The sequence below is a fragment of the Henriciella barbarensis genome (assembly GCF_003576345.1).
Lineage (GTDB): Bacteria > Pseudomonadota > Alphaproteobacteria > Caulobacterales > Hyphomonadaceae > Henriciella > Henriciella barbarensis.
On the sequence record NZ_QWGB01000006.1, the window covers coordinates 1 to 19,724 of the forward strand.

General features: G+C 59.2%; 16 protein-coding genes and 1 pseudogene. 2 read left to right on the forward strand and 15 right to left on the reverse strand.

Translation table 11 applies throughout. The annotated features are described in order from the left end of the window. Positions 1–63: 63 nt before the first annotated feature. Positions 64–1,244 (forward strand): IS3 family transposase gene (locus D1224_RS10780; protein ID WP_119377970.1). Its coding sequence is split into 2 segments (ribosomal slippage): positions 64–313 and positions 313–1,244, totalling 1,182 coding nucleotides; the frame shifts between segments, so codons are not numbered across the junction. Positions 1,245–1,272: 28 nt separating this feature from the next. On the opposite strand, the pseudogene D1224_RS10785 reads toward D1224_RS10780, so the two are convergent. The 7 genes and pseudogenes from D1224_RS10785 to D1224_RS10815 form a co-directional block, all read right to left on the reverse strand. Then, positions 1,273–1,872: pseudogene (locus D1224_RS10785) on the reverse strand (IS6 family transposase); the annotation flags it as partial. Positions 1,873–1,966: 94 nt separating this feature from the next. Further along, positions 1,967–3,004: a hypothetical protein gene (locus D1224_RS10790; protein ID WP_119379977.1), complete on the reverse strand. Its 1,038-nt coding sequence runs from the start codon at positions 3,002–3,004 to the stop codon at positions 1,967–1,969. Positions 3,005–3,045: 41 nt separating this feature from the next. After that, positions 3,046–6,171 carry an efflux RND transporter permease subunit gene (locus tag D1224_RS10795; protein ID WP_119379978.1) on the reverse strand — a complete coding sequence of 1,042 codons (3,126 nt, stop codon included), beginning with the start codon at positions 6,169–6,171 and terminating at the stop codon, positions 3,046–3,048. 10 nt (positions 6,172–6,181) lie between these two features. After that, positions 6,182–7,777: an efflux RND transporter periplasmic adaptor subunit gene (locus D1224_RS10800; RefSeq protein ID WP_119379979.1), complete on the reverse strand. Its 1,596-nt coding sequence runs from the start codon at positions 7,775–7,777 to the stop codon at positions 6,182–6,184. Next, entirely contained in the window at positions 7,774–9,021 is a 1,248-nt protein-coding gene (locus D1224_RS10805) for a TolC family protein (RefSeq protein WP_119379980.1), read from the reverse strand. Before D1224_RS10805 ends, D1224_RS10800 begins: the two co-directional genes overlap by 4 nt. A gap of 5 nt (positions 9,022–9,026) precedes the next feature. Beyond that, entirely contained in the window at positions 9,027–10,004 is a 978-nt protein-coding gene (locus tag D1224_RS10810; protein ID WP_119379981.1) for a M56 family metallopeptidase, read from the reverse strand. Then, a complete protein-coding gene (locus D1224_RS10815) occupies positions 10,001–10,396 on the reverse strand; it encodes a BlaI/MecI/CopY family transcriptional regulator (RefSeq protein WP_233350510.1) in 396 nt (131 codons plus the stop codon). Before D1224_RS10815 ends, D1224_RS10810 begins: the two co-directional genes overlap by 4 nt. A 147-nt stretch (positions 10,397–10,543) precedes the next feature. Between D1224_RS10815 and D1224_RS10820 the strand changes: the two genes are divergently transcribed. After that, complete coding sequence (locus tag D1224_RS10820; RefSeq protein WP_119379982.1) at positions 10,544–10,900, forward strand: DUF3147 family protein; 357 nt, start codon at positions 10,544–10,546, stop codon at positions 10,898–10,900. A 49-nt stretch (positions 10,901–10,949) separates the two neighbouring features. Here D1224_RS10820 and D1224_RS16860 read toward each other — a convergent pair whose 3' ends face one another. From D1224_RS16860 to D1224_RS10860, 8 genes are all read right to left on the reverse strand, one after another. Next, positions 10,950–11,147, reverse strand: coding sequence for a helix-turn-helix domain-containing protein (locus D1224_RS16860; protein WP_119379983.1), 198 nt, complete (start codon positions 11,145–11,147; stop codon positions 10,950–10,952). Positions 11,148–11,241: 94 nt separating this feature from the next. After that, positions 11,242–11,805 carry an IS6 family transposase gene (locus D1224_RS10830; RefSeq protein WP_119379984.1) on the reverse strand — a complete coding sequence of 188 codons (564 nt, stop codon included), beginning with the start codon at positions 11,803–11,805 and terminating at the stop codon, positions 11,242–11,244. A gap of 296 nt (positions 11,806–12,101) precedes the next feature. Further along, positions 12,102–12,521: a copper-binding protein gene (locus tag D1224_RS10835; protein ID WP_119379985.1), complete on the reverse strand. Its 420-nt coding sequence runs from the start codon at positions 12,519–12,521 to the stop codon at positions 12,102–12,104. A 95-nt stretch (positions 12,522–12,616) separates the two neighbouring features. Continuing rightward, entirely contained in the window at positions 12,617–12,829 is a 213-nt protein-coding gene (locus tag D1224_RS10840; protein WP_119379986.1) for a hypothetical protein, read from the reverse strand. Further along, positions 12,826–16,041 carry an efflux RND transporter permease subunit gene (locus D1224_RS10845; protein WP_119379987.1) on the reverse strand — a complete coding sequence of 1,072 codons (3,216 nt, stop codon included), beginning with the start codon at positions 16,039–16,041 and terminating at the stop codon, positions 12,826–12,828. The genes D1224_RS10840 and D1224_RS10845 overlap by 4 nt, the downstream gene beginning before the upstream one ends. Positions 16,042–16,050: 9 nt before the next feature. Then, positions 16,051–17,895: an efflux RND transporter periplasmic adaptor subunit gene (locus D1224_RS10850; protein ID WP_233350491.1), complete on the reverse strand. Its 1,845-nt coding sequence runs from the start codon at positions 17,893–17,895 to the stop codon at positions 16,051–16,053. Next, positions 17,892–19,106 carry a TolC family protein gene (locus D1224_RS10855; protein WP_119379868.1) on the reverse strand — a complete coding sequence of 405 codons (1,215 nt, stop codon included), beginning with the start codon at positions 19,104–19,106 and terminating at the stop codon, positions 17,892–17,894. Before D1224_RS10855 ends, D1224_RS10850 begins: the two co-directional genes overlap by 4 nt. Positions 19,107–19,178: 72 nt before the next feature. Continuing rightward, positions 19,179–19,598 carry a hypothetical protein gene (locus D1224_RS10860; RefSeq protein WP_119379869.1) on the reverse strand — a complete coding sequence of 140 codons (420 nt, stop codon included), beginning with the start codon at positions 19,596–19,598 and terminating at the stop codon, positions 19,179–19,181. Positions 19,599–19,724: the final 126 nt, after the last annotated feature.

Consider the following 19,724-nt stretch of genomic DNA (forward strand, 5'->3'; position numbering starts at 1 on the left):
TGACCCAGCCCCGTAATTTCCGGCCATGAATTTGCAGAGTCCTCGACACGAAGAGGATGACAGATGCGCAAATCACGATTTTCCGAAGAACAGATCATTGGGATGATCCGGGAGCACGAAGCTGGTGTGAAGACGGCCGATATCTGCCGCAAGTACGGCATCTCGGATGCGACCTTCTACAAGTACAAGGCGAAGTTCGGCGGCATGACGGTGTCGGACGCCCGGCGGTTGAAGACGCTGGAGGAGGAGAACTCGAAGCTGAAGCGCCTCCTGGCCGATGCCATGCTGGACAATGCCGCCCTGAAGGACCTGGCGACAAAAAACTTCTGACGCCCGATGCGAAGCGGAAGGCCGTGCACCACGTGATGGAAACGCATGGCCTGTCGGAGCGTCGGGCCTGCCTGCTGGCCGATCTCGATCGGTCCACCTTCCAGTATGAGAAACGCGATGGCGGTGACGAGAAGCTGCGCCAGAGGCTACGGGAGCTGGCTGGTGAACGCCGCCGGTTCGGCTATCGCAGGCTCGGCATCCTGCTGGACCGCGAGGGCCTCAGTGCCAATCACAAGAAGATCTACCGCATCTATGCCGAGGAGGGGTTGGCCGTGAAACGACGACGCGGGCGAAAGCGGGCGACAGGCACGCGTTCGCCCATGCTCCTGCCGGAACAGGCGAATGAGCGATGGAGCCTGGACTTCGTGTCGGATGCCCTCAGCGATGGCCGCCGGTTCCGCACGCTCTGTGTTGTCGACGACTTCTCCCGGGAAGCCCTGGCTGTGGTCGTCGATGTCTCCTTGTCCGGCGTGCGGGTCGCGAGGGAGCTGTCCCGCCTCATCGCCCAGCGGGGCGCTCCGAAGATGATCGTCTCCGACAATGGCACTGAGCTCACCAGTCATGCGATCCTGAAATGGGTCCGCGAGGTCGGCATCGAGTGGCATTACATCGCGCCGGGAAAGCCGACACAGAATGCCTTCGTCGAAAGCTTCAACGGCCGGCTGCGCGACGAGTGCCTGAACGAGCATCTCTTCGACAGTCTCGGTGACGCCCGGCGCATCATCGAAGCCTGGCGGATCGATTACAACACGACACGGCCGCACACCGCACTCGGCGGACTTGCTCCGTTGACCTATGCCGCTCAGCACCGCAGACACCGGCCCGGCTCGCTTGAGCGTCGCGGTGGCTCCGCTCGCCGGGCCTTGACCTCAAACCAACCAACAGAAAGAAAGGCGAACAGACTCTCCGAATGAACGGCCCGGATCACGGGGCTGGGTCAAATGAAGCGTGTGTCGAAGCGAATTTCTGCAAGTTCCACATTCGCCTGAACCGCAACATCGCTCGCTCTCGTCGTCGGAATGGGAGGCGTGAGTTCTCGGCTCGATTGTTGAGATGGCGACCGACCTCTTGTCGGTCGATATTCCCGATCTCTTTCATCGCAGCTCCGTACGATCTAAGCTGGTCGGTGACGATTGTCCGCGGTGCGCCGTATCTTTTCATCGGCTGCCGTAGGAAACGCAAAGCCGCTGATTTGTCGCGTGTTTTCCTGACGTAGCTTTCCAGCACCTCGCCTTCATGATCGACGGCACGCCAAAGATAGTGGGTCACGCCGTTGATCTTCATGTAAACCTCATCCAGATGCCATCGCCATTGAACGATCTGGCGAAGTTGCTGGGCTCGGCGCTTCCTGATCTCGCCGGCGAACAACGGACCAAACCGGTTCCACCAGTACCGGACCGTCTCGTGGCTGACTTCGATTCCCCGCTCGTGGAGAAGGTCTTCGACGTTCCGAAGAGATAGTGGGAACCGTACATACATCATGACGGCGAGGCGGATGATCTCAGGCGACGTCTTAAAGTAGCGGAATGGAGTTTTGGTCATGCCGCAGAGAGTAGGGCGGTCGGAATGTCCGGCTCAAGCGAAGTTCTTCTGACAATGCCCTTCTGAACAGTTTGGCTTCGGCCCCCTGACGAACTTAGTTGCTCACATTAATCGTGAACGCCCCGCTTGCTTCGTCTCCATTTGCTTTTGTTTGAAGGAACAGGCGATGTGGGCCTGCCTCGATGAAGGTCACATCGAACTGGAGTTCGGGACCGCCTCGCGAATTTGCTCCATGCGGATGCGCGCCGGTCGGGTGGGCATGGATCATGTTTGAGGCGCCCTGGCTAAAGCCAACGAGATGGCCGTACGCTTCCATGAGCGGCTCCAGCCCTTCGAAAGGTGCGCCATCCGGGCCTGTCACAGTTACAGCGAGCGTGACAGGAACGCCGACGTTTGCGGCTTCAGGGACACTCAGCTCAAACTGCAGGCCATTCGCAGTGGCTGTCAGGGCATTATCGCTGGACAGTGCAGGCGCGGCATCCTCTCCCACGATGAGCGCTTCAGAGAGAATGACTTCCTTGCCTGAGGCGCTTGTCTCGTCATCATGGTGGTGGCCTTCATCCTCTCCATCATGGGTGTGTGCTTCTTCGCCATCGGCAAGTGCATATTGGGTCCAAACGCGGTAGGTGCGCGGGAATTCAGGCGTGAAGGTAATTTCGTAGAGGTCGTTACCGCCGATCTGCGGATGGACATGCTGATAGTCTTCGAGCCCTTCATCGACGACCATGACATGAAGTTTCTCACCATGCGTCGCGGTGATATCGGCATCCGTCACGGGGCGTCCGTCCGGGGCCTTCAGGATCAGCGAGACAGTCAGTCGCTCACCTGCAGCAGGCATGTCAGTCAGTGAAAATCCCAAGGTCGGCTCGCCGGTACCCGCTGCATGTTGATGATCGCCCTCGCCATGCTCATGGCCATGATCGTCGTCGCTCTCGGGCGCGTGGTTGTCATCGCCGTCATGAGGGTGATCGTCTGCATGGTCATCGCCTTCGTGTGCATGCTCTTTGCCATTCTCATGGGCGTGGCCGTGATCGCCATCGGTAACCCCGCCCTCGGAGCATCCTGCTGCGGCGAACGCAAAGACGCCGACGGATGCGAGAAGCGCGAGGCGCGAGGAAGCGTTGAGTTTCATGAAGGTCTCCGGACGGGCATTTGTGCAGGTTATCAGGGCTATTACGTGGCTTGCGGAACAGTCGCGCTCTCGTCAACGCGCTCCGCCCGTGCTGTGCGTTCGCCAAAGCGGGCATAGAGCGCGGGCAGCACGATCATATTCAGAATGGTCGAGGTCGTCAGGCCGCAGAGGATGACCATCGCCATGGGCGACTGGATCTCGCTGCCGGGTTCTCCGGCGCGTAGTGCGAGGGGGACGAGGGCAAGCGCTGTCGCTAGGGCAGTCATTAGGATAGGCACGAGACGCTCCATCGCCCCTTGCCGCACAGCCGACAGAAGATCAGGCGCTTCGCCAGTGTCAACGAGATATCGGATGTGCGCGACCATCATCACACCATTGCGGGTCGCAATTCCAAAGAGCGTGATGAAACCGATGATCGAAGCGACCGAGAGGACTCCGCCTGAGAGGTAGACCCCTGCCACGCCGCCAATTAGCGCCAACGGCAGGTTGATCATGACAAGCGTAGCATCACGCGCAGAATTGAACGCCATGTACAAAAGCAAGAACACACCAATAATGACGGCAATCGACAGGACGGTCAGACGGCTCGTCGCCGCATTGGCGCTTTCGAACTGGCCGCCATATTCGACATAGTAGCCAGGTGGCAGGTCGACGTCTGCCTCGATGTTATCGCGGATTTCGTTGACGGTGCTGAGCAGATCGCGGCCTGCGACATTCGCCATGATGACGATTTTCCGGGCGCCATTCTCGCGGCTGATTGTGTTCGGTCCACGATCCCGCCGGATATCGGCCAGCGCTTTAAGCGGGACTTCGGCGCCGGTTGGCGTGACAAAGCGCGTGTTCCGTACGGCATCCAGATTGGCCTTTGCGTTCTGGTCATAGCGCACGACAAGATCAAAGGCCGCGCTGCCCTCTAGGACGCGGCTGACTTCCGACCCCGCAAAGGCGGCTTCGATCATCTCCGATACTTCGCCTGTGGTGAGGCCGAATTGGCCAATGGCCTGACGCTCAATATCGACGGTTAGCATCGGTACATCGGCCTGCTGCTCGACAGAGAGATCGACGATGCCTGGCACACCTTCCATCGAGGCGCGGATCGTCTCCGCTTGCCGCCGCAACTCGTACAGGTCTTCGCCGAAAAGCTTGACTGCGATATTGGCCCGCGTCCCCGACAGCATGTGATCGATACGGTGAGAAATGGGCTGGCCGATGGTGATATTCATACCCGGCACGGCTATGAAAGAAGCGCGCAGGTCTTCAAGAAAGGCTTCCTTGGACCTTTCGCCCATCCGCAGGGCGACTTCGATTTCCGACGCGCTGACGGCTTGGGCATGTTCGTCCAGTTCTGCCCGGCCCGTCCGGCGAACGGTCGAGACGACCTCAGGCTGCTCCAGGATGATTTGCTCGACCAGCTGCCCCAGCTCATCTGATTGAGCGAGTGAGGTGCCTGGCAGTGTCACGGCGCTGACAGTCAGACTGCCTTCATTGAAGTCAGGCAGGAAGGACCGGCCTGCCATGGCCAGAAGAGCAATCGCCGCGATGAGACCGCCAATGGAGAGAGCACTAAGCAGCTTCCAGCGTTTAATTGTTCCGTCGAGGATTGGCGCATACGCTTTCTTGGAAGCCCGTGAGAGCCAAGGATCGTGCGCGGCTTTTACCCCCCCATCCTTTGGCATCAGGATGGCCGAGAGAGCCGGTGTTACGGTCACAGCGACCAGAAGGGAAGCGGCAAGGGCAATTACATAGGCAAGTCCGAGTGGTTGCAGCAGACGCCCTTCGACGCCCGACAGGAAGAAGAGCGGCAGAAAGACCAGCATGATGATAAGGGTGGCAAAGACGATGGACCCCTGAATTTCGCGCGTTGCGTCGGCCACTACGGACAGGACCGAGCGGGGCTCACCATTCGCCTTATTTTCGCGCAGGCGACGGGTGACATTTTCAACCACGATAATGGCATCATCCACGAGCGCGCCTAGCGCGATCGCCATGCCGCCAAGGGTCATCGTATTGATGCTGGCGCCCATGGCTTGGAGAATGAGGATTGTCACGACCAGAGAAAGCGGAATGGCGAGCAATGAAATGAGCGTCGCGCGCCAACTCATCAGGAAGGCAAACACAATTACGATAACGAGGATGGCCCCGTCTCGCAGCGCGTGAGCGACATTCTCGACAGCTACGGAAATAAAGTTCGACTGACGGAATGTATTGGTTTCGATCCGCATGCCATCTGGCAGGCTGTCTTCGGTCTCGCGGATCACCCTGTCGATCTCTTCGGTTAGGGTGAGCGTGTTCGTATCGGGCTGTTTCTGGATACCGAGAACGACGGCATCCTCGCCATTGTGAGAGCCCGTCCCGCGCTTGAGGGCGGGGCCAATTTCGACGCTTGCGACATCACGCACCATAAGGGAGACGCCATCGCGCACAGCAATTGAGGTTGCCGCGATATCATCGACGCTTTCGGCGCGACCAAGTCCGGTGATGAGATATTCCTGACCGCCCTGATCGACAAAACCGGCAGATGAATTTTCATTGGTGGTGCTTACGGCATCGGTCACGTGTTCGAGCGTAAGGCCATAGGCCGAGAGGCGCTCAGGGTCGACCGTCACCTGATACTGTTTAGTATCTCCGCCGATGGGAATGACCTGTGCGACGCCGGGCACGGCGAGCAGGCGGCGGCGCAGTGTCCAGTCCGCAGCCGTCTTTAGCTCCATTGCATCGTGCTGATCCGACTTCAGAGCAATAAACATGATCTCGCCCATGATGGATGAGACGGGGGCTAGCACCGGCGGCGGGACATCGGGTGGCAGGCTTTCCTGAACCAGTGAGAGCTTTTCGGACACGATCTGGCGGGCCCGATAGATATCGGTGCCCCATTCGAAATCGACCCAGACAATGGCGCTGCCGACCGATGTCGATGAGCGGACGCGCCGCACGCCAGAGGCGCCATTCAAGGCTGTCTCCACAGGGAAGGTGATCAGCGTTTCGACCTCTCCGGGAGCCATGCCATGCGCCTCAGCAACAACCGTAACGGTCGGCGCGGTGAGGTCAGGAAACACATCGACGGGCATGCGCATGGCCTCAATCGCTCCCCAGACCAGAAGGCCAGCGGCAGCAATAAGGATGAAGAGCCTGTGCGTGAGCGACGCTTTGACGGTTTGGGTAATCATGGGGCGCGTCCTAGTGGGCGTGACCGTGACCGGCCTCGGCAGGGCCGGACGCGGCGAGGTGAACGAGGTAGGCGCCTTGGGATACGACGCGCTCTCCAGCTTCGACGCCGGACGAGATGCCCAGTTGGTCGCCGTCTCGCAGTGCGATCCTCACCACGCGCCGTTCCCAGTTCTCACCGTCAGCCATCACATAGACGACATCCTGACCTGCATCATCAATCACGGCGGAAGCCGGAATGATCGGACCGGTAAAACCTTCCGACGTGCGCACACCCGCAATGACGGATGTGCCGGGCGAGAAGCGCGCTCCGGGATTTCTGAACTCGAACATGACCGGCTGTGTGCGAGTGCGCGGATCAACACCGATCTGAGCGGAGACCAGGCGCCCGTCGAGATTTTCGAGATCGTAGACAGTATCGGACCCAGGAATTTTGAACCATGCACCCTGAGGTACCGTCAGTCCCGGCAAATCGGCTTCTGCGACACGGGCGACGAGGCGCAAGCGGTCGTCGTTCACAATTCTGAAGAGTGGGTCGCCAGCACTAACGAAATTGCCATCAGAAGCATTGATCTCGACCAGCCGCCCCGAAATCGGCGCAGTCACCGTGACTCCGCCGCCTCCGCCTGCCGAATTCAGCCGGGCGCGAGCGGCGTTCGCGCGAGCCTCTGCCTGCTGTAGAGCCGCTTCAGCATCATCAAGCCGTCTGCGTGGCACAGCGCCATCTTCAAGCAGACCTTGTACGCGTTCATAATCCCTACGGGCCGCTTCCAGCGCGGCGCCCGTGCTGTTCACATCAGCCACGAGCGTTGCACGGTCTAGGTCACCGCCGAGCCGAGGAGCGATGCGAGCAAGGATCTCGCCGCGGCTGAGACCCGCACCTAGATCGGGGAAGCCGCTTGCGGGCGCGCTGAGCTGCCCCTCAGCCGGGGCCGAAATGACAGACTGCGCATTTTGCGAAACCGAAAGCGAGCCCGGCGCCGAAATCGAGCGTGACAACCGGCCAGACTCAACCGGAGCGGTCGCAAAATCGACCTTCCACTGCTGCTCCTTCAGGAAAGGTACAAGCTCCTGTTCCTCGCCATGCTCTGGCAGGGAGGCGTCGGCCTCGCTGGCACTGCGGTAGACCTGATACTCGCCTAGCTCATGTACGGATGTTACATCGCCGCTGCGTAGCTCGACAGTAACAAGGCGGCGGGTCGCATGGCGCGGCACAGCAACCGGACGGAAAATACCCGCGGTCGGTGATGGCCCCGCACGAAAAACTTCTTCCGCCGCGCCGCCGCCGGACAGGCGCACAATCACGTCCCCATCGCTAACAGGCTCGAATGTATCAAGCCTTGTGAAGTGTGCGGCAAAGGGCGACTCCCTTCCGACTGCAAAGGGCGGAAACTCAACAAACAGTTCGGCAGTGTCGGTGAAGTCGGTAACGACAACGCCCCCGCCATGACCATGACCGTGATCGTCGCCTTCGTCAGCATGCCCGCCATCGGCGTCATGCGCGTGTCCTCCGTCGTCGGCGTGCTCATGCCCATGATCGTCGCCTCCGCCACAGGCAGTCAGGCTAAGCGCAAGCAGGCTCGCAGCGAGATAAGTCAGACGGCTCATTGTTCAGTCTCCGGGAGAAGTTCGGCAAGGTCGAGGACGGCCTTGCGGGCATCATGTTGCAGGCTGATCGTGCGCAGCTCGGCATCACGGGCCGATTGAAGCGCATCAATGATTTCAAACACGGCGATCTCACCGCCATTGAAGGCAGACTGAGCGATCTCTCGCAGTTCCGTTGCAGAAGACAGTGCCCCGGACTCATAGCGGTCAGTCGCCGCAATCAGGGACTGAGCGCGGTTCCGCAGGGAGGCGATCTCACTTGCAAGCTGCGCCTCGGTAAGACGCACGCGGGCCTCTGCTTCGTTCACATCGGCGGCTCGGGCGCGGTACTCCCCCTGATTGCGATCAAAGAGCGGCAGCGGGACGCTTAGGCTGAAGAGCAAGCCGGTTGACTCAGAGAGCCCTTCAGTCTGACGGACGCCTGCGCCGAAAGTAATGTCAGGCATGAACTTGGAGGCGGACTCTCTTCGCCATCTCGCGCCTTCAGCTTCAGCCTGAAGTGCACGGATAACCGGCGAGGCAGCGACTGAGTAAGCTTCGCTAATGACGGTGTCAGGTAACAGGGCGTCCGTCAAAACGACTTGGCCTGCAAGTGGCTCGGCCCCGATTAAAGCGGCGAGCGATTGTTCAGCAGTGTAGAGTTCGGTCTCAGCTTCCGTCAGTGCGATACTGGCAGCCAGCGTCTCCTGTCGTACTCGCTCGACATCATAGCGCGCCGCATCTCCTGCCTGTTCGCGCCGCGCTGTCTCATTCAGCAGGTTGCTCAGTTCACTCTCATAGCGGGCCGCGATCGAAAGTTTCTTACGGGCCGCCAGAAGCTCGAAATACGAACGACGCGCTTCGACACCTAGATTGGCAGCTCGCGAGAGCGCATTGAAACGAGCCGCTTCGATATCCGCTTCTGCCCCACGCTGATTGAGGGTGCGGCGACCGGAAAAGTCCCAACTCTGCTCAATGGAGACAATCGTCTCAGCCCCATCCCCGCCAAATCCATCGACGCCTTCGCGTTCCAGGCTGGCAACGGGGTTTGGAAGCGTTCGCGCTGATTGCAAATTCCCTTCCGCCCGCTCGACGGGCGCATCTATGAGCTGGGCCGCTTCAGGTCGGGCTTTTGCAAGTTGTGCGGCGTCGTCGGCCGAAAGGGCCTGTCCAGCTGCAGGCAAAGACAAAGCCAGAAGGGCAGAGGCAGCCAAAAGCCGACGCGTGATCGGCCTTTTGGTCAAGCGGGTGAGGAGATTGATTGTCATGGGCGCTAATGATGCCTTGGTAGGAAAAATGATTCGAGCGTGTGGTGGACCGGCTCGGATGCGATGAAGAGGCACAGCGCTGAGGCAATCAAACCTGATGCGAAAACGGCGGCGCTTTGATGGGTAGCAATGAAGCGCGGTGCCAGGAGCGCGCGGACACGCACTTCGATGTCGGCAGCGGCAAACGCGAGGCAGACATCAGGCGTTTGGCCGCCAAGCGCCTGTTTCTGCCGCTCGACAGCTAGCAGCGTTTCGACGGTCGGTATCGCGCCGTGCGCTGTGGCGGCTTCGGCGTCGCAGGCCTGTTCCTGAGCGAGTTCCAGCTCATGCGTCAGCAGGTTCAGCGTCCATGGCAGGTGACCGATGCTAAGTGTGTTGCCGATCAGCCGCAGCAAGCCATCGCGCCTTACTGCGTGCGCCGTTTCATGAGCTTTGATCACTTCGAGTTGCTGTTTAGAGAGCGACCGAACCAGCCCATCACTGATAAAGGTCTCGGAGGTAAACAGACCTGCCGACACTGCTATCGGCTTGCTGGTCTGTAGAACGTTCACACCATCATCACCGCGCGCTGAAGCCAGCCGCAAGAGACGGCGGCTCTGATGTGAGCGGCTGGCCAGATCGAAAACAGAAAGAACGAGCCAGACCAAGATTGTTCCAAGACTACCGCCACCAAGCGCGGTGAGCAGCAGGGTCTCTTCAGCCGGTGCATGCGACACGCAAGCAGCCCCGTCTATATGGCAGTGGTGGCTGACGAGATCGAATGGCAAGGCATGGGTGGAAACGGCGACCAGAGCCGCTGTGAGGAGGCCAGTTGCGAGGGGTGCCGCCAGCAGTCCAGTGAGGATTGTGGTGCGCATTGACGGGGCCACACGGCGAAGCGGCTCGCGTATAAATGGCGCGGGCAGAGTCAGGATAAGGCTGGTGATCGCAGCGACAAGAACGCCGCAAAGCACCGCAATCCAGAGATCGGCGAGCGCGATCATTCTGCTGCCCCCTTCGCTCTGCGTGCCTTGCGGACAAGCTGCTCCAGAGCGTCCAGCGTTTCAGGTGTAGCGCTTGCGGTCAGGCCCGCAAAGGCGGCCAGCAGCCCATCATGGCTTCTGGAATTGAAGCGGCCCAGCGCTTCATCGACCAGACGCGCCATGACGGTCTCACGGGTCTCGGCCGGCGAGTAGATGTAAGCATGTGAGACCTTTTCCCGCGTCAGCAATCCCTTGCGATAAAGTCGTTCCAGCGTGGATTGCACGGTTGAGAGCGATATGCCGCGCGCCTCGCCGATCTGCGCGTGCAGAGCGCGGGCATCGGTTTCATCGCGTGCCCAGATGGCATCCAGCGTTGCGACCTCAAGGTCTCCAAGCTTCAGCTGTCCTGACACACACGGGCTCCCCGTCCACAATAGGGCGGACCATAGTGTCAAAAAAACCGATTCACAATCGGCTTTCTGTGATTTAGACTTTCAGTGTTCGGGTTTGAATCCGCAGGCATGGCACCGGCGCGACTGAATTGGCTCAAGGGACAAGCAATGTACTATCTGCTCTTCAAGGCGTTGCTATCTGCCGTAATCATTGTCGCAATATCCGAAATCGGCAAACGCTCGCCGGGATTTGCGGCGCTGGTTGCATCCCTTCCTCTGGTCTCAGTTCTCGGCATGATTTGGCTCTGGCGCGATACAGAAGACACAGCCCGCCTCGCCGCCCACTCAGCCGCAACCTTCTGGTATGTGATCCCAAGCCTGCCAATGTTCCTTTTCATCCCTTGGCTTCTGGGAAAGGGCGTGCCGTTCTATGGCGCCCTCGCGGTGGGCGCGGCGCTGACGATCGGGCTCTATTTTCTGATGGTTCTGCTGCTACCGAAGTTCGGCGTTAGTCTCGCAAATTGAGGCGTATAGGCTCGCAGCGATTAGCAACTGCCTCGCAACCGGTTGCAAGTTAGGAATGAGCAGACCTTGCTGACGGCAGGTATCTGTAAAGTGTCGCGGGGGATGTACCCAGCCGCTTTGCGATCTCCGCGACGGTGAATTGATTAGATGACAATAGGGACCGAGCCACTTCTAGATCAGTTTCGGAAAGAGACCTTGGTCGTTCGCCAACTTTGCCTCTCTGTCGTGCGGCAACTAGCCCGGCCATTGTTCGCTCGCGTATCAATGATCGTTCAAATTCGGCCAAAGGGTGTCGTCAGATTAAAGCAAACTCGTCTCCAGAACCAAGCGAACGCCACAATTCAGGCAGCCAGAAGCTGGCGCCATTCGAGGAGGGCGGCGTCACGGTTCTGCTTGAAGCGGGATCTTGAGTTCAGATGGCGACCGACCTCCTGGCGGTCGATGTTCCCGATCTCCTTCATCGCTGCACCATAGGAGCGAAGGCGATCCGTCACGATTAAACGCGGCGCCCCGTAACGCTTCATCGCTTTCTTCAGAAAGCGCAAAGCCGCTGATTTATCTCGAGTGTTCGTAACGTAGCTCTCGAGCACTTCACCTTCGTGATCGACGGCGCGCCACAGGTAATGCGTCTTGCCATTAATCTTCACGTAGACTTCGTCCAAGTGCCACCGCCATTGGGTGATCTGTCGAAGCTGCTGGGATCGGCGCTTTCGAATCTCGCCTGCGAAGAGCGGCCCAAATCGGTTCCACCAATATCGCACCGTCTCATGGCTTACCTCGATCCCGCGTTCATGTAGGAGGTCTTCTACATTGCGGAGCGATAGCGGGAAGCGGACATACATCATTACGGCGAGGCGTATGATTTCGGGCGACGTCTTGAAGTAGCGGAAGGGTGATTTGGTCATGCCGCAGAGAGTAGGGCGGTCGGGATGTCCGGCTCAAGCGAAGTTCTTCTGACAATGCCAAACTGGGCCATATCACCAAATTATTTCGAAATATTAATTAGCAGTACCGAGATGGAGTCGAACAAAAGAGGAATGTAAAAGCCCATAAACGGAACATATATTTTATTGTTTTTGCTCAACTTTTATCGGCGGGTAGCCCATCCGCTCTCAAGATAAGTTCTTCTCGCAATGCCTCTGGGCGCGCTCGCCGGCCAGCAGGCGCTCAGGCGCCGCGTTCATATGGGCATCTGCATGCGCTAGCGTTTCATCATCGCATCAAGGCAATCTTCGCCACCGATGGCCATGTTGCAGATGGCCATTATCCGATAGGACCCGTCCCGGCCGCGCTTGACCTTGAAGGCGACATCATCGCCTTCGGCCAAACGGGATAAGTCAGCTCCGCCCATCAGTCTAAAGCCCATCGTCATGGCACCCATGCCGACACCGTCGATGGGGCCGTGATCGATTGTGACGAAGTTCCGGTTCATGTCGATCGACTGGACAATGCCGGTGGCCCGCCCGATGAGATCTGTTGAAGACGAGGCATCTGAAACCTCAACCTGCGCTGGCGGAGGAGCAACGGCGTCTGCCTTGTCTTCGCCTGCATCGGTGGGTTCACTACAGGCGGCCAAGCTCAACGATGCAAGGCCGAGTGTTGAAAAGAGAAGCTTGTTCATGTGGGGCGATCCAAATTCGGTTGTGGCGCGGCTTTGAGAAATTCCTCCGACGCGCGCCGGGACGGAGGGTATCATGGATTAATGTGAGGCGACTATTACGATCTCAGATATTTGATCAGAGCGGCAATCCCGAGGATCAGGAGGAGCAGGGTGAGCAGCATGAGAATCATGCCGAAGAGGCCGCCCCCCATCATGCCACCATCCATCATCATCCTGTCTGATGAGCGATCCTGCGCTGTCGCTGGTAAAATAATGCCGCCCAGAAGCAATTGGATGAAAAGCGATATTTTCAGCAGGTGTCTGGTCATGGTCTTTCTCCTTCGGGGGTGAGTGAGCCGGACCGGTTATCCGATGCGGCCTGGTGTAAATCTGGTGGAAGTTGTAGCCCGACCCGGATGTAATAGATGGCCGGGATGACGATGAGGGTGAGGACGAGCGTAGATGCCATGCCGCCGATCATCGGCAGGGCGATCCGGCGCATCACATCCGATCCGAGACCGTCTGTCAGAAAGATCGGTGCAAGTCCTGCAAAGATGGTCGTGACGGTCATCAGCTTGGGCCTGACGCGCATCGCCGCGCCTTTGCTGACCGCCGCGAACAAGCCCGCATTGTCGGCGGGATTTTCCTTTCGCACTTCCGCGTCGATGTAGAGCAGCATTACGACTGCGGTCTCGACAGCAATACCGCCAAGGGCAATGAAGCCGACTGCCACGGCGACCGACAGGTTGTAGCCAGCCAGCCAGACGGCCCACATCCCGCCGATCAGGCCGAAAGGCAGGCTCGCCATGATGATGAGGGTCCGGTCGAGCCTTCCGAAATGGAGCATCAGGAGCAGGAAAATCAGGGCAATCGCCGCTGGAATGGCAATTTTCAGCCGCGCATTCGCTTCCTGCATCTGTTCATACTGGCCGGAGAACTCCACCGCATATCCAGCGGGCAGGTTGACGGCGTTGGCAATCATCTGTCTGGCGTCTGCAACATAGCTGCCCATGTCCCGGTCCGCGATATCGACGAAAACCCAGCCAGTCAGCCGGGCATTTTCCGACCGGATCATTGGCGGGCCTTCCGTATAGGAAATGTCCGCCAGTTCGCTGAGAGGGATATGGGCGCCGGACGGGGCGGGGACGAGTATCTCTTCCAGGTCTGTGGCACTCTCACGAAATGGCCGATCATAGCGCAGGATCATGTCATAGCGTTCCCGGCCCTCGACAGACTGGGTGAGTGTCATGCCGCCCAAGGCGGTTTGGATCACGGACTGGAAGGTGGCCATGTCGATATTGCGCCGGGCGAGTTCGCCTCGGTCCGGCGTGATCTCGAGATATTTGCCGCCCATGACCCTGTCGGCGAAGGCCGAGCGCGTTCCGGGTACGTCCGAAACGGCCGCTTCTATCTCCCGGGCAATGGCTTCGATCTCGGTCAGATCGTCTCCGGTGACCTTGATACCAATGGGCGTGCGCACACCTGTTGAAACCATGTCCATACGGATCTTGATCGGGTAGCCCCATGAGTTCACAAGGCCGGGCATTTGCAGCTTGGCATCGAGCTCATCGGTGATGTCCTCGACCGTCACACCTGGCCGCCAATCGTCCTTCGGTTTCAGCTCGATCCATGTCTCGATCATGGTGAGTGGCGCCGGATCGGTTGCGGTATCGGCGCGCCCGGCCTTGCCGAAGACACGGTCGACTTCTGGAACAGTCTTGATGACGCGGTTTGTCTGGCCAAGAATCTCCCGCATCTTGGTCGATGACACGCCGGGCAGGGTGGTCGGCATATAGAGGAGCTCGCCTTCATAAAGGGCCGGCATGAATTCCGAGCCGATCCTCTGGACGGGCACGATGACGCTAGCCGTCAGCGCGAGTGCAAGGGCGACTGTGATCCACTTGAACCTCAGGGCTAGATGGAGCAGCGGTTTGTAGGCCCAGACGAAGAAGGCGTTCAGTGGATTGGCTTCCTCGCGGCGAAAGCGCCCCCGCATGAGATGCAGCATCAGGACAGGCACGAGCGTGACCGACAGGATGGCGGCGAAGGCCATCGCATACGTCTTGGTATAGGCAAGCGGACTGAAGAGCCTGAAGCTCTGACCGGTCAGGGCAAAGACCGGCAGGAAGGAGACCGTGATGATCAGGAGTGAAAAGAATATGCCGGGGCCGACTTCCTGGGCGGACTCGACCAGCGCCTGACGGCGGACTCTCGGATCGGGTTTCGGTCCCAAGTCCGCCAGTTTCCGGCTGGCATTCTCGACGAGCACGATCGAGGCGTCGACCATCGCTCCAATCGCGATTGCGATACCGCCAAGCGACATGATGTTCGCGGTGACGCCCTGCCAGGACATGATCAGGAAGGCCCCGAGCACACCAAGAGGCAGGGTAATAATGGCGACTAGGGACGAGCGAACATGCAGGAGGAAGATCAGGATGACGAGCGTGACCGCGATGCCTTCCTCGATAAGCTTGTCCTTCAGATAATCGACCGAGCCTTCGATGAGCGGGGCGCGATCATAGACGGTGACTATCTCGACCCCTTCCGGCAGGCCGCTCTGGAGGCTGTGGAGTTTCTCCTTCACGCGGTCGATCACGGAGAGGGCATTCTCGCCATCACGCATGACGACGATGCCCGCTACCGTTTCACCTTCGCCATTGAGCTCCACGATACCGCGCCTGAGAGCCGGGCCTTCGACAATTCGCGCCACGTCGCTCAGCTGGACAGGTGTGCCATCCTCCGCCTTGACCACGACCTGTTCGAGATCGATTTTCTCATCGACATAGCCGGACGAGCGGATCACATATTCGGTTTCACCCTGTTCGAGCACACGGCCGCCGACCTCGATCGAGGCCGCACGGACCGCATCCTGTATACGTGTAATCGACAGGTCGTAACTTCGCAGGCGGTTGGGATCGAGGAGAACCTGGTATTCCCGGACAAAGCCGCCGACGGACGCGACTTCCGCGACGCCTTCCACACCTGCGAGTTCGAGCTTCAGGAACCAGTCCTGAAGCGAACGGAGCTCCGCGAGATCGACGTTGCCGCTTTTGTCGACCAGGGCATACTGGTAGACCCAGCCGACGCCTGTCGCGTCGGGGCCAAGCTGCGGCACGGCGCCATCCGGCAGCTCCGACCCCAGTCTTGAGAGGGCTTCCAGGACGCGTGAGCGTGCCCAGTACATATCAACATCATCGTCGAAGATGACATAGACGAAACTGGTGCCGAACATGGAAGAGCCGCGCACATCCTTCGTCCTTGGCAGGCCGAGAAGATTTGTCGACAGGGGATAAGTAACCAGATCCTCGACGATCTGCGGGCTCTGGCCGGGAAAATCGGTGCGTATGATGACCTGTGTGTCGGTCAGGTCCGGCACTGCATCAAGGGGCGTGCGCTGGATGGCCATCCACCCCGTGATGGCGAGGGCCGCAGCGAGCATCAGGACAATGAGCTGGTTGGACACCGACCAAGAGATCAGCTTCGCGACCCATGATTTTGATGGATCACGACCGGCGAGGTCGTTTGAATCTTGTTCTGACATGCCTACCTCCTAGCGCTCGCTGGCCTGGTTGACGCCAGGGGCGCCGCGATCGACATTCATCGGCATGCCGGCCATCGGGTCTGGCCAGCCGATCTGTTCTTCTCCATCATCGCTATAAGGGTTGGCGGGGGTGCCAGCCTCCTGAAGCCAGTGCCGGTCAGTTGCCCTGTCCCTGTAGAGGGCCAGACCCGCATCTCTGTAGTGCTGTGGCGCGCCGTCGAGCAACCAGGGTTTCAGGGCTTCTACGAGTTTGGCGAGCTGAGTGGTGAGGTCTTCATTGCCGGCGGCATCCCGCGCTGCGGCCAGCGCGGTTTGCGAGGCATCGATGACCGGCGCCAGCTTGGTATTCGCGTAACGGTCTCTCAGTACAGGCGCCAGGGCGAGGGCCGGTCCAACGAACAGCGGATCAATGTCATACCCATCCGTCAGGGCCTCGTGGAAATAGAGCGCCATGTCGGTGAAGTGATCGATCTCAGCCAGGGTTTCGTCGTCCATCGGAATATCGGAGAGCGGTGTTTCCGGACTGGCCGGTCTCGCTTCTGGAGCCTCCAGCTTGGAGAGGCCTTCTTTCAGGTTGGCTTCGCTATCCAGCAGGAACTGCCCGCTGGCGACGACCATGTCGCCACTTTCCAGTCCCGACAGGATTTCGGTCCGGCCATTGGCTGAGATTCCCGTTCGCACGGCGCGTCCGGAAAAGCGGCCATTGCCTTCGGCGATGACGACACTGGCACCCTCACCACCAAGCAGAATGGCTTCACTCGGAACCGAAAGCCGCGGATGGCCACCGACATTCAGGCTTATGTCTGCATAGGCGCCCGGGCGAAGATAGCCCGATGCATTATCCACTTCGATCCTGACATCGGCGGTGCGGGTATTTGGATCAATTGTTGGATAGATATAATCGATGCGGCCTTCGCCAGGCGCATCGGGCGCGCTTGGAAAATCGAGCTCGGCCGGCATGCCTGTCTCCACCAGAGGCAAATCGCTCTCCGGCACAGAGGCAATGACCCACACATCGGCATAGGATTGAAGCCGTAATATGGGCGTACCGGGTTTTACATAGTCGCCATTGCGGATTTGGAGCTCGGCAACCGTGCCGCCAGCTTCCGCATAGACCGGGACGCGCTCAATGACTTGGCGGGTTTCGGTGAGCAGGTCGATGGCCGCGTTCTGCATACCAAGTGAGCGCAGGCGCTGCCGGACCGACGCGATACGCGCCTCGTTTCCAATTTTGAAAGAGTTCAGATAATCCCTTTGCGCGGCGATCAGGTCCGGACTGTAGATCCGGTAGAGAAGGCTACCAGAGCGGACCGTGTCGCCTTCGGCATTGACCGCCAGATCCTCGATCCAGCCTTCCAGCCGCGATACGGTAACATTCTCCAGCCGCTCATTCGTCTCGACCGTACCGAAGGCTCTCAGTCTCCGGCCAAAATCACTTGTCTCGACCTGTGCTGTCCTGATCCCCATGGTCTGGATCATTTCCGGCGAGACCGCCACGCCCGAGCCGGTGTCATCGGCATAGACCGGGATATAATCCATGCCCATGGAATCCTTTTTCGGAACGGGGGACGTGTCCGGCTTGCCCATGGGATGCTTGTAGTAAAGGATTTCTCCTTTTGAGCCTGACGGCTCCTGCGGATGTTGGGCGGGCACCAAATCCATGCCGCAGATCGGGCAGGTGCCGTCCGGATCGGTCGAGATATAGTGCGGATGCATGGGGCAGGTGTATCGCTGCGTCTCGCTCGAAGCGCTTGGCAATTCAGCCTGGCCGCCCGATGTTCGGGCAGGCGCGCCGCATGTGGCAAACAAGAGGGCGGCAGATGCCGTGCCAATTATCAGGAATGTCTTTTTCATTGTGTTACCAGGAGGGCATTCAGGCGTGCGATCGAAGCAGCCTTGCGGGCCGTTTCAGCTTCGATTTCCGCCCGGAGTTTGAGAATGGCGATCTCGCCGTCGATGATCGGCGCATAGCCGCCAACACCGGACTCATAAGTAATCAACTGGGCCTCGACTTCGTCTTCGACGGCAGCAATTTTGACCTGCAGGACATTGATACTGTCATCGGCCGAGCGGATAATGGCGTCCCGGGATGCGTACTGAGCCGCCGCATTCCGTGCGGCAGCCTGGTAGCGTTGCTCGGCGCCGGCCCGCTCAGCCTTAGCGGCGCGCAAGTTTGGTGCCTGCTTCCTTTCGGCCCAGAGCGGAACCGTAAAAGTCACCATACCGGAGACCCAGTCATCCCCCGCGAACATCGCGCCTTCATCGCGCTGTTGATAAGTGAGCTGGGCGCCCCATTCAGGTTTCCACGCTGAGCGGGCTTCATCGACACCGTAATTGGTAACGCGGACCGCCGCATCGGCAACACGCACGTTATGGAACTCAAGCGCGGCACCGGACCAGTCTTTTTCATTCAGGGGAGGGGCGCTGGTCGAGGGAACCAGACCGACGAGCTCGACCAGGAGCGCATCGGTCTCGGCTTCTTGCTGATCGAGATCAACAAGCGTCCGGGACACTTCCGCCCGCTCGCTTTCAATCTCCGCGAGGCGGTAAACGGCCGGGCGGCCCGCATCGATTTCTGCTTCTACAATGTCGACAAGCTCGTCATATTTTGCATCTCGCGCTTCGGCGAGAGTTTTCTGTCTGGTTATTCTTCTCTTGTCAGCCAGAAGGGCGATCAGTTCGGCGCGCAATGCCGCGTAACGAGCATTGCGAATCGCCTCGGTCTGGACCGACATCGCCCGGGCTTCACCGGCGCGCGCTTGCCGGCCTGCGAGGTTTGGAATTTGTTGCCGGATGCCGACGGCTTTATTGGTCGGCAGGTAAGTGTCGAAGGAGGGATCGAAGATCGGAAAGTTGTTGATCCCAAGGGATACGACGGGATCCGGTAACGCTGTTGCAGCGATAGCACGCTCCCGATTGGCCTCGGCATCATAACCGAGAGCGGAAAGACTTGGATGCGACTTGAGACGGGCTTCAAGCTCATCAAAGCTCTGAGCGCTGGCAACCGTCGCCAGTGGAATAGCAGCAAACGCTGCGACCAGCAGGATTCTGGCAATGTGGGGCATGATAAAACGGGAATTCCTGAATTGTGTGAAACGATGACGTCAGGCTGCTGTGGAAGCCGAAGGTCACCGCTCTCAATTCAGGAAGCGCTGTTTCAGAGAAATGGGTGTCTGGTGTGGCAGGACTGCATTTGGCGGCGGTCCTGTCGAGAGGGTCGACCGTTCAGGCGGAAACGCAACGGGCGCTTCAGCGAGTATGATCGGCAGGACAGGAGAAGGATCGGCAGACAGTGTAATTGGGTTGGCGTCCGACTGCGCCTGGATCAGCATGGGCGCGCAATCTGTGCCCGCCAGGCAATCTGAATCCGACGACGACTGCGGAGATTTATCTGCGTCCGCCTCGATTTCCATCGCCATATCGTGGCAAGGATGACTTGTGCTGATTTCGACCTTGGTGGCCGCCTCGTCGCCCAACATGAACGGACATGCCATGACAGGCTGCGCAGTAAGAATTGCTGCGGCCAAAAGGGTCAGGAGTCGTATCAGAATGGGCATCGGTTTGGTGGTTAGGTCAATAATCCAGAAATTTCAGTACAATACATTGAGAGATTCTATCACTTTTTGCGCCCGCCGAGCACTGCCACAAGCTCCTCGACCTTTTCTCGTCGCTCGTCGACATTG

Bases quoted from the DNA above. Each gene is read 5' to 3' on its own strand.
- D1224_RS10860 (WP_119379869.1), bottom strand. From the start codon at position 19,598: ATGCCCATTCTGATACGACTCCTGACCCTTTTGGCCGCAGCAATTCTT.
- D1224_RS10840 (WP_119379986.1), bottom strand. From the start codon at position 12,829: ATGACCAGACACCTGCTGAAAATATCGCTTTTCATCCAATTGCTTCTG.
- D1224_RS16860 (WP_119379983.1), bottom strand. From the start codon at position 11,147: ATGGCCGGGCTAGTTGCCGCACGACAGAGAGGCAAAGTTGGCGAACGA.
- D1224_RS10810 (WP_119379981.1), bottom strand. From the start codon at position 10,004: ATGATCGCGCTCGCCGATCTCTGGATTGCGGTGCTTTGCGGCGTTCTT.
- D1224_RS10805 (WP_119379980.1), bottom strand. From the start codon at position 9,021: ATGACAATCAATCTCCTCACCCGCTTGACCAAAAGGCCGATCACGCGT.
- D1224_RS10845 (WP_119379987.1), bottom strand. From the start codon at position 16,041: ATGTCAGAACAAGATTCAAACGACCTCGCCGGTCGTGATCCATCAAAA.
- D1224_RS10835 (WP_119379985.1), bottom strand. From the start codon at position 12,521: ATGAACAAGCTTCTCTTTTCAACACTCGGCCTTGCATCGTTGAGCTTG.
- D1224_RS10830 (WP_119379984.1), bottom strand. From the start codon at position 11,805: ATGACCAAATCACCCTTCCGCTACTTCAAGACGTCGCCCGAAATCATA.
- D1224_RS10790 (WP_119379977.1), bottom strand. From the start codon at position 3,004: ATGAAACTCAACGCTTCCTCGCGCCTCGCGCTTCTCGCATCCGTCGGC.
- D1224_RS10800 (WP_119379979.1), bottom strand. From the start codon at position 7,777: ATGAGCCGTCTGACTTATCTCGCTGCGAGCCTGCTTGCGCTTAGCCTG.
- D1224_RS10850 (WP_233350491.1), bottom strand. From the start codon at position 17,895: ATGAAAAAGACATTCCTGATAATTGGCACGGCATCTGCCGCCCTCTTG.
- D1224_RS10795 (WP_119379978.1), bottom strand. From the start codon at position 6,171: ATGATTACCCAAACCGTCAAAGCGTCGCTCACGCACAGGCTCTTCATC.
- D1224_RS10820 (WP_119379982.1), top strand. From the start codon at position 10,544: ATGTACTATCTGCTCTTCAAGGCGTTGCTATCTGCCGTAATCATTGTC.
- D1224_RS10855 (WP_119379868.1), bottom strand. From the start codon at position 19,106: ATGCCCCACATTGCCAGAATCCTGCTGGTCGCAGCGTTTGCTGCTATT.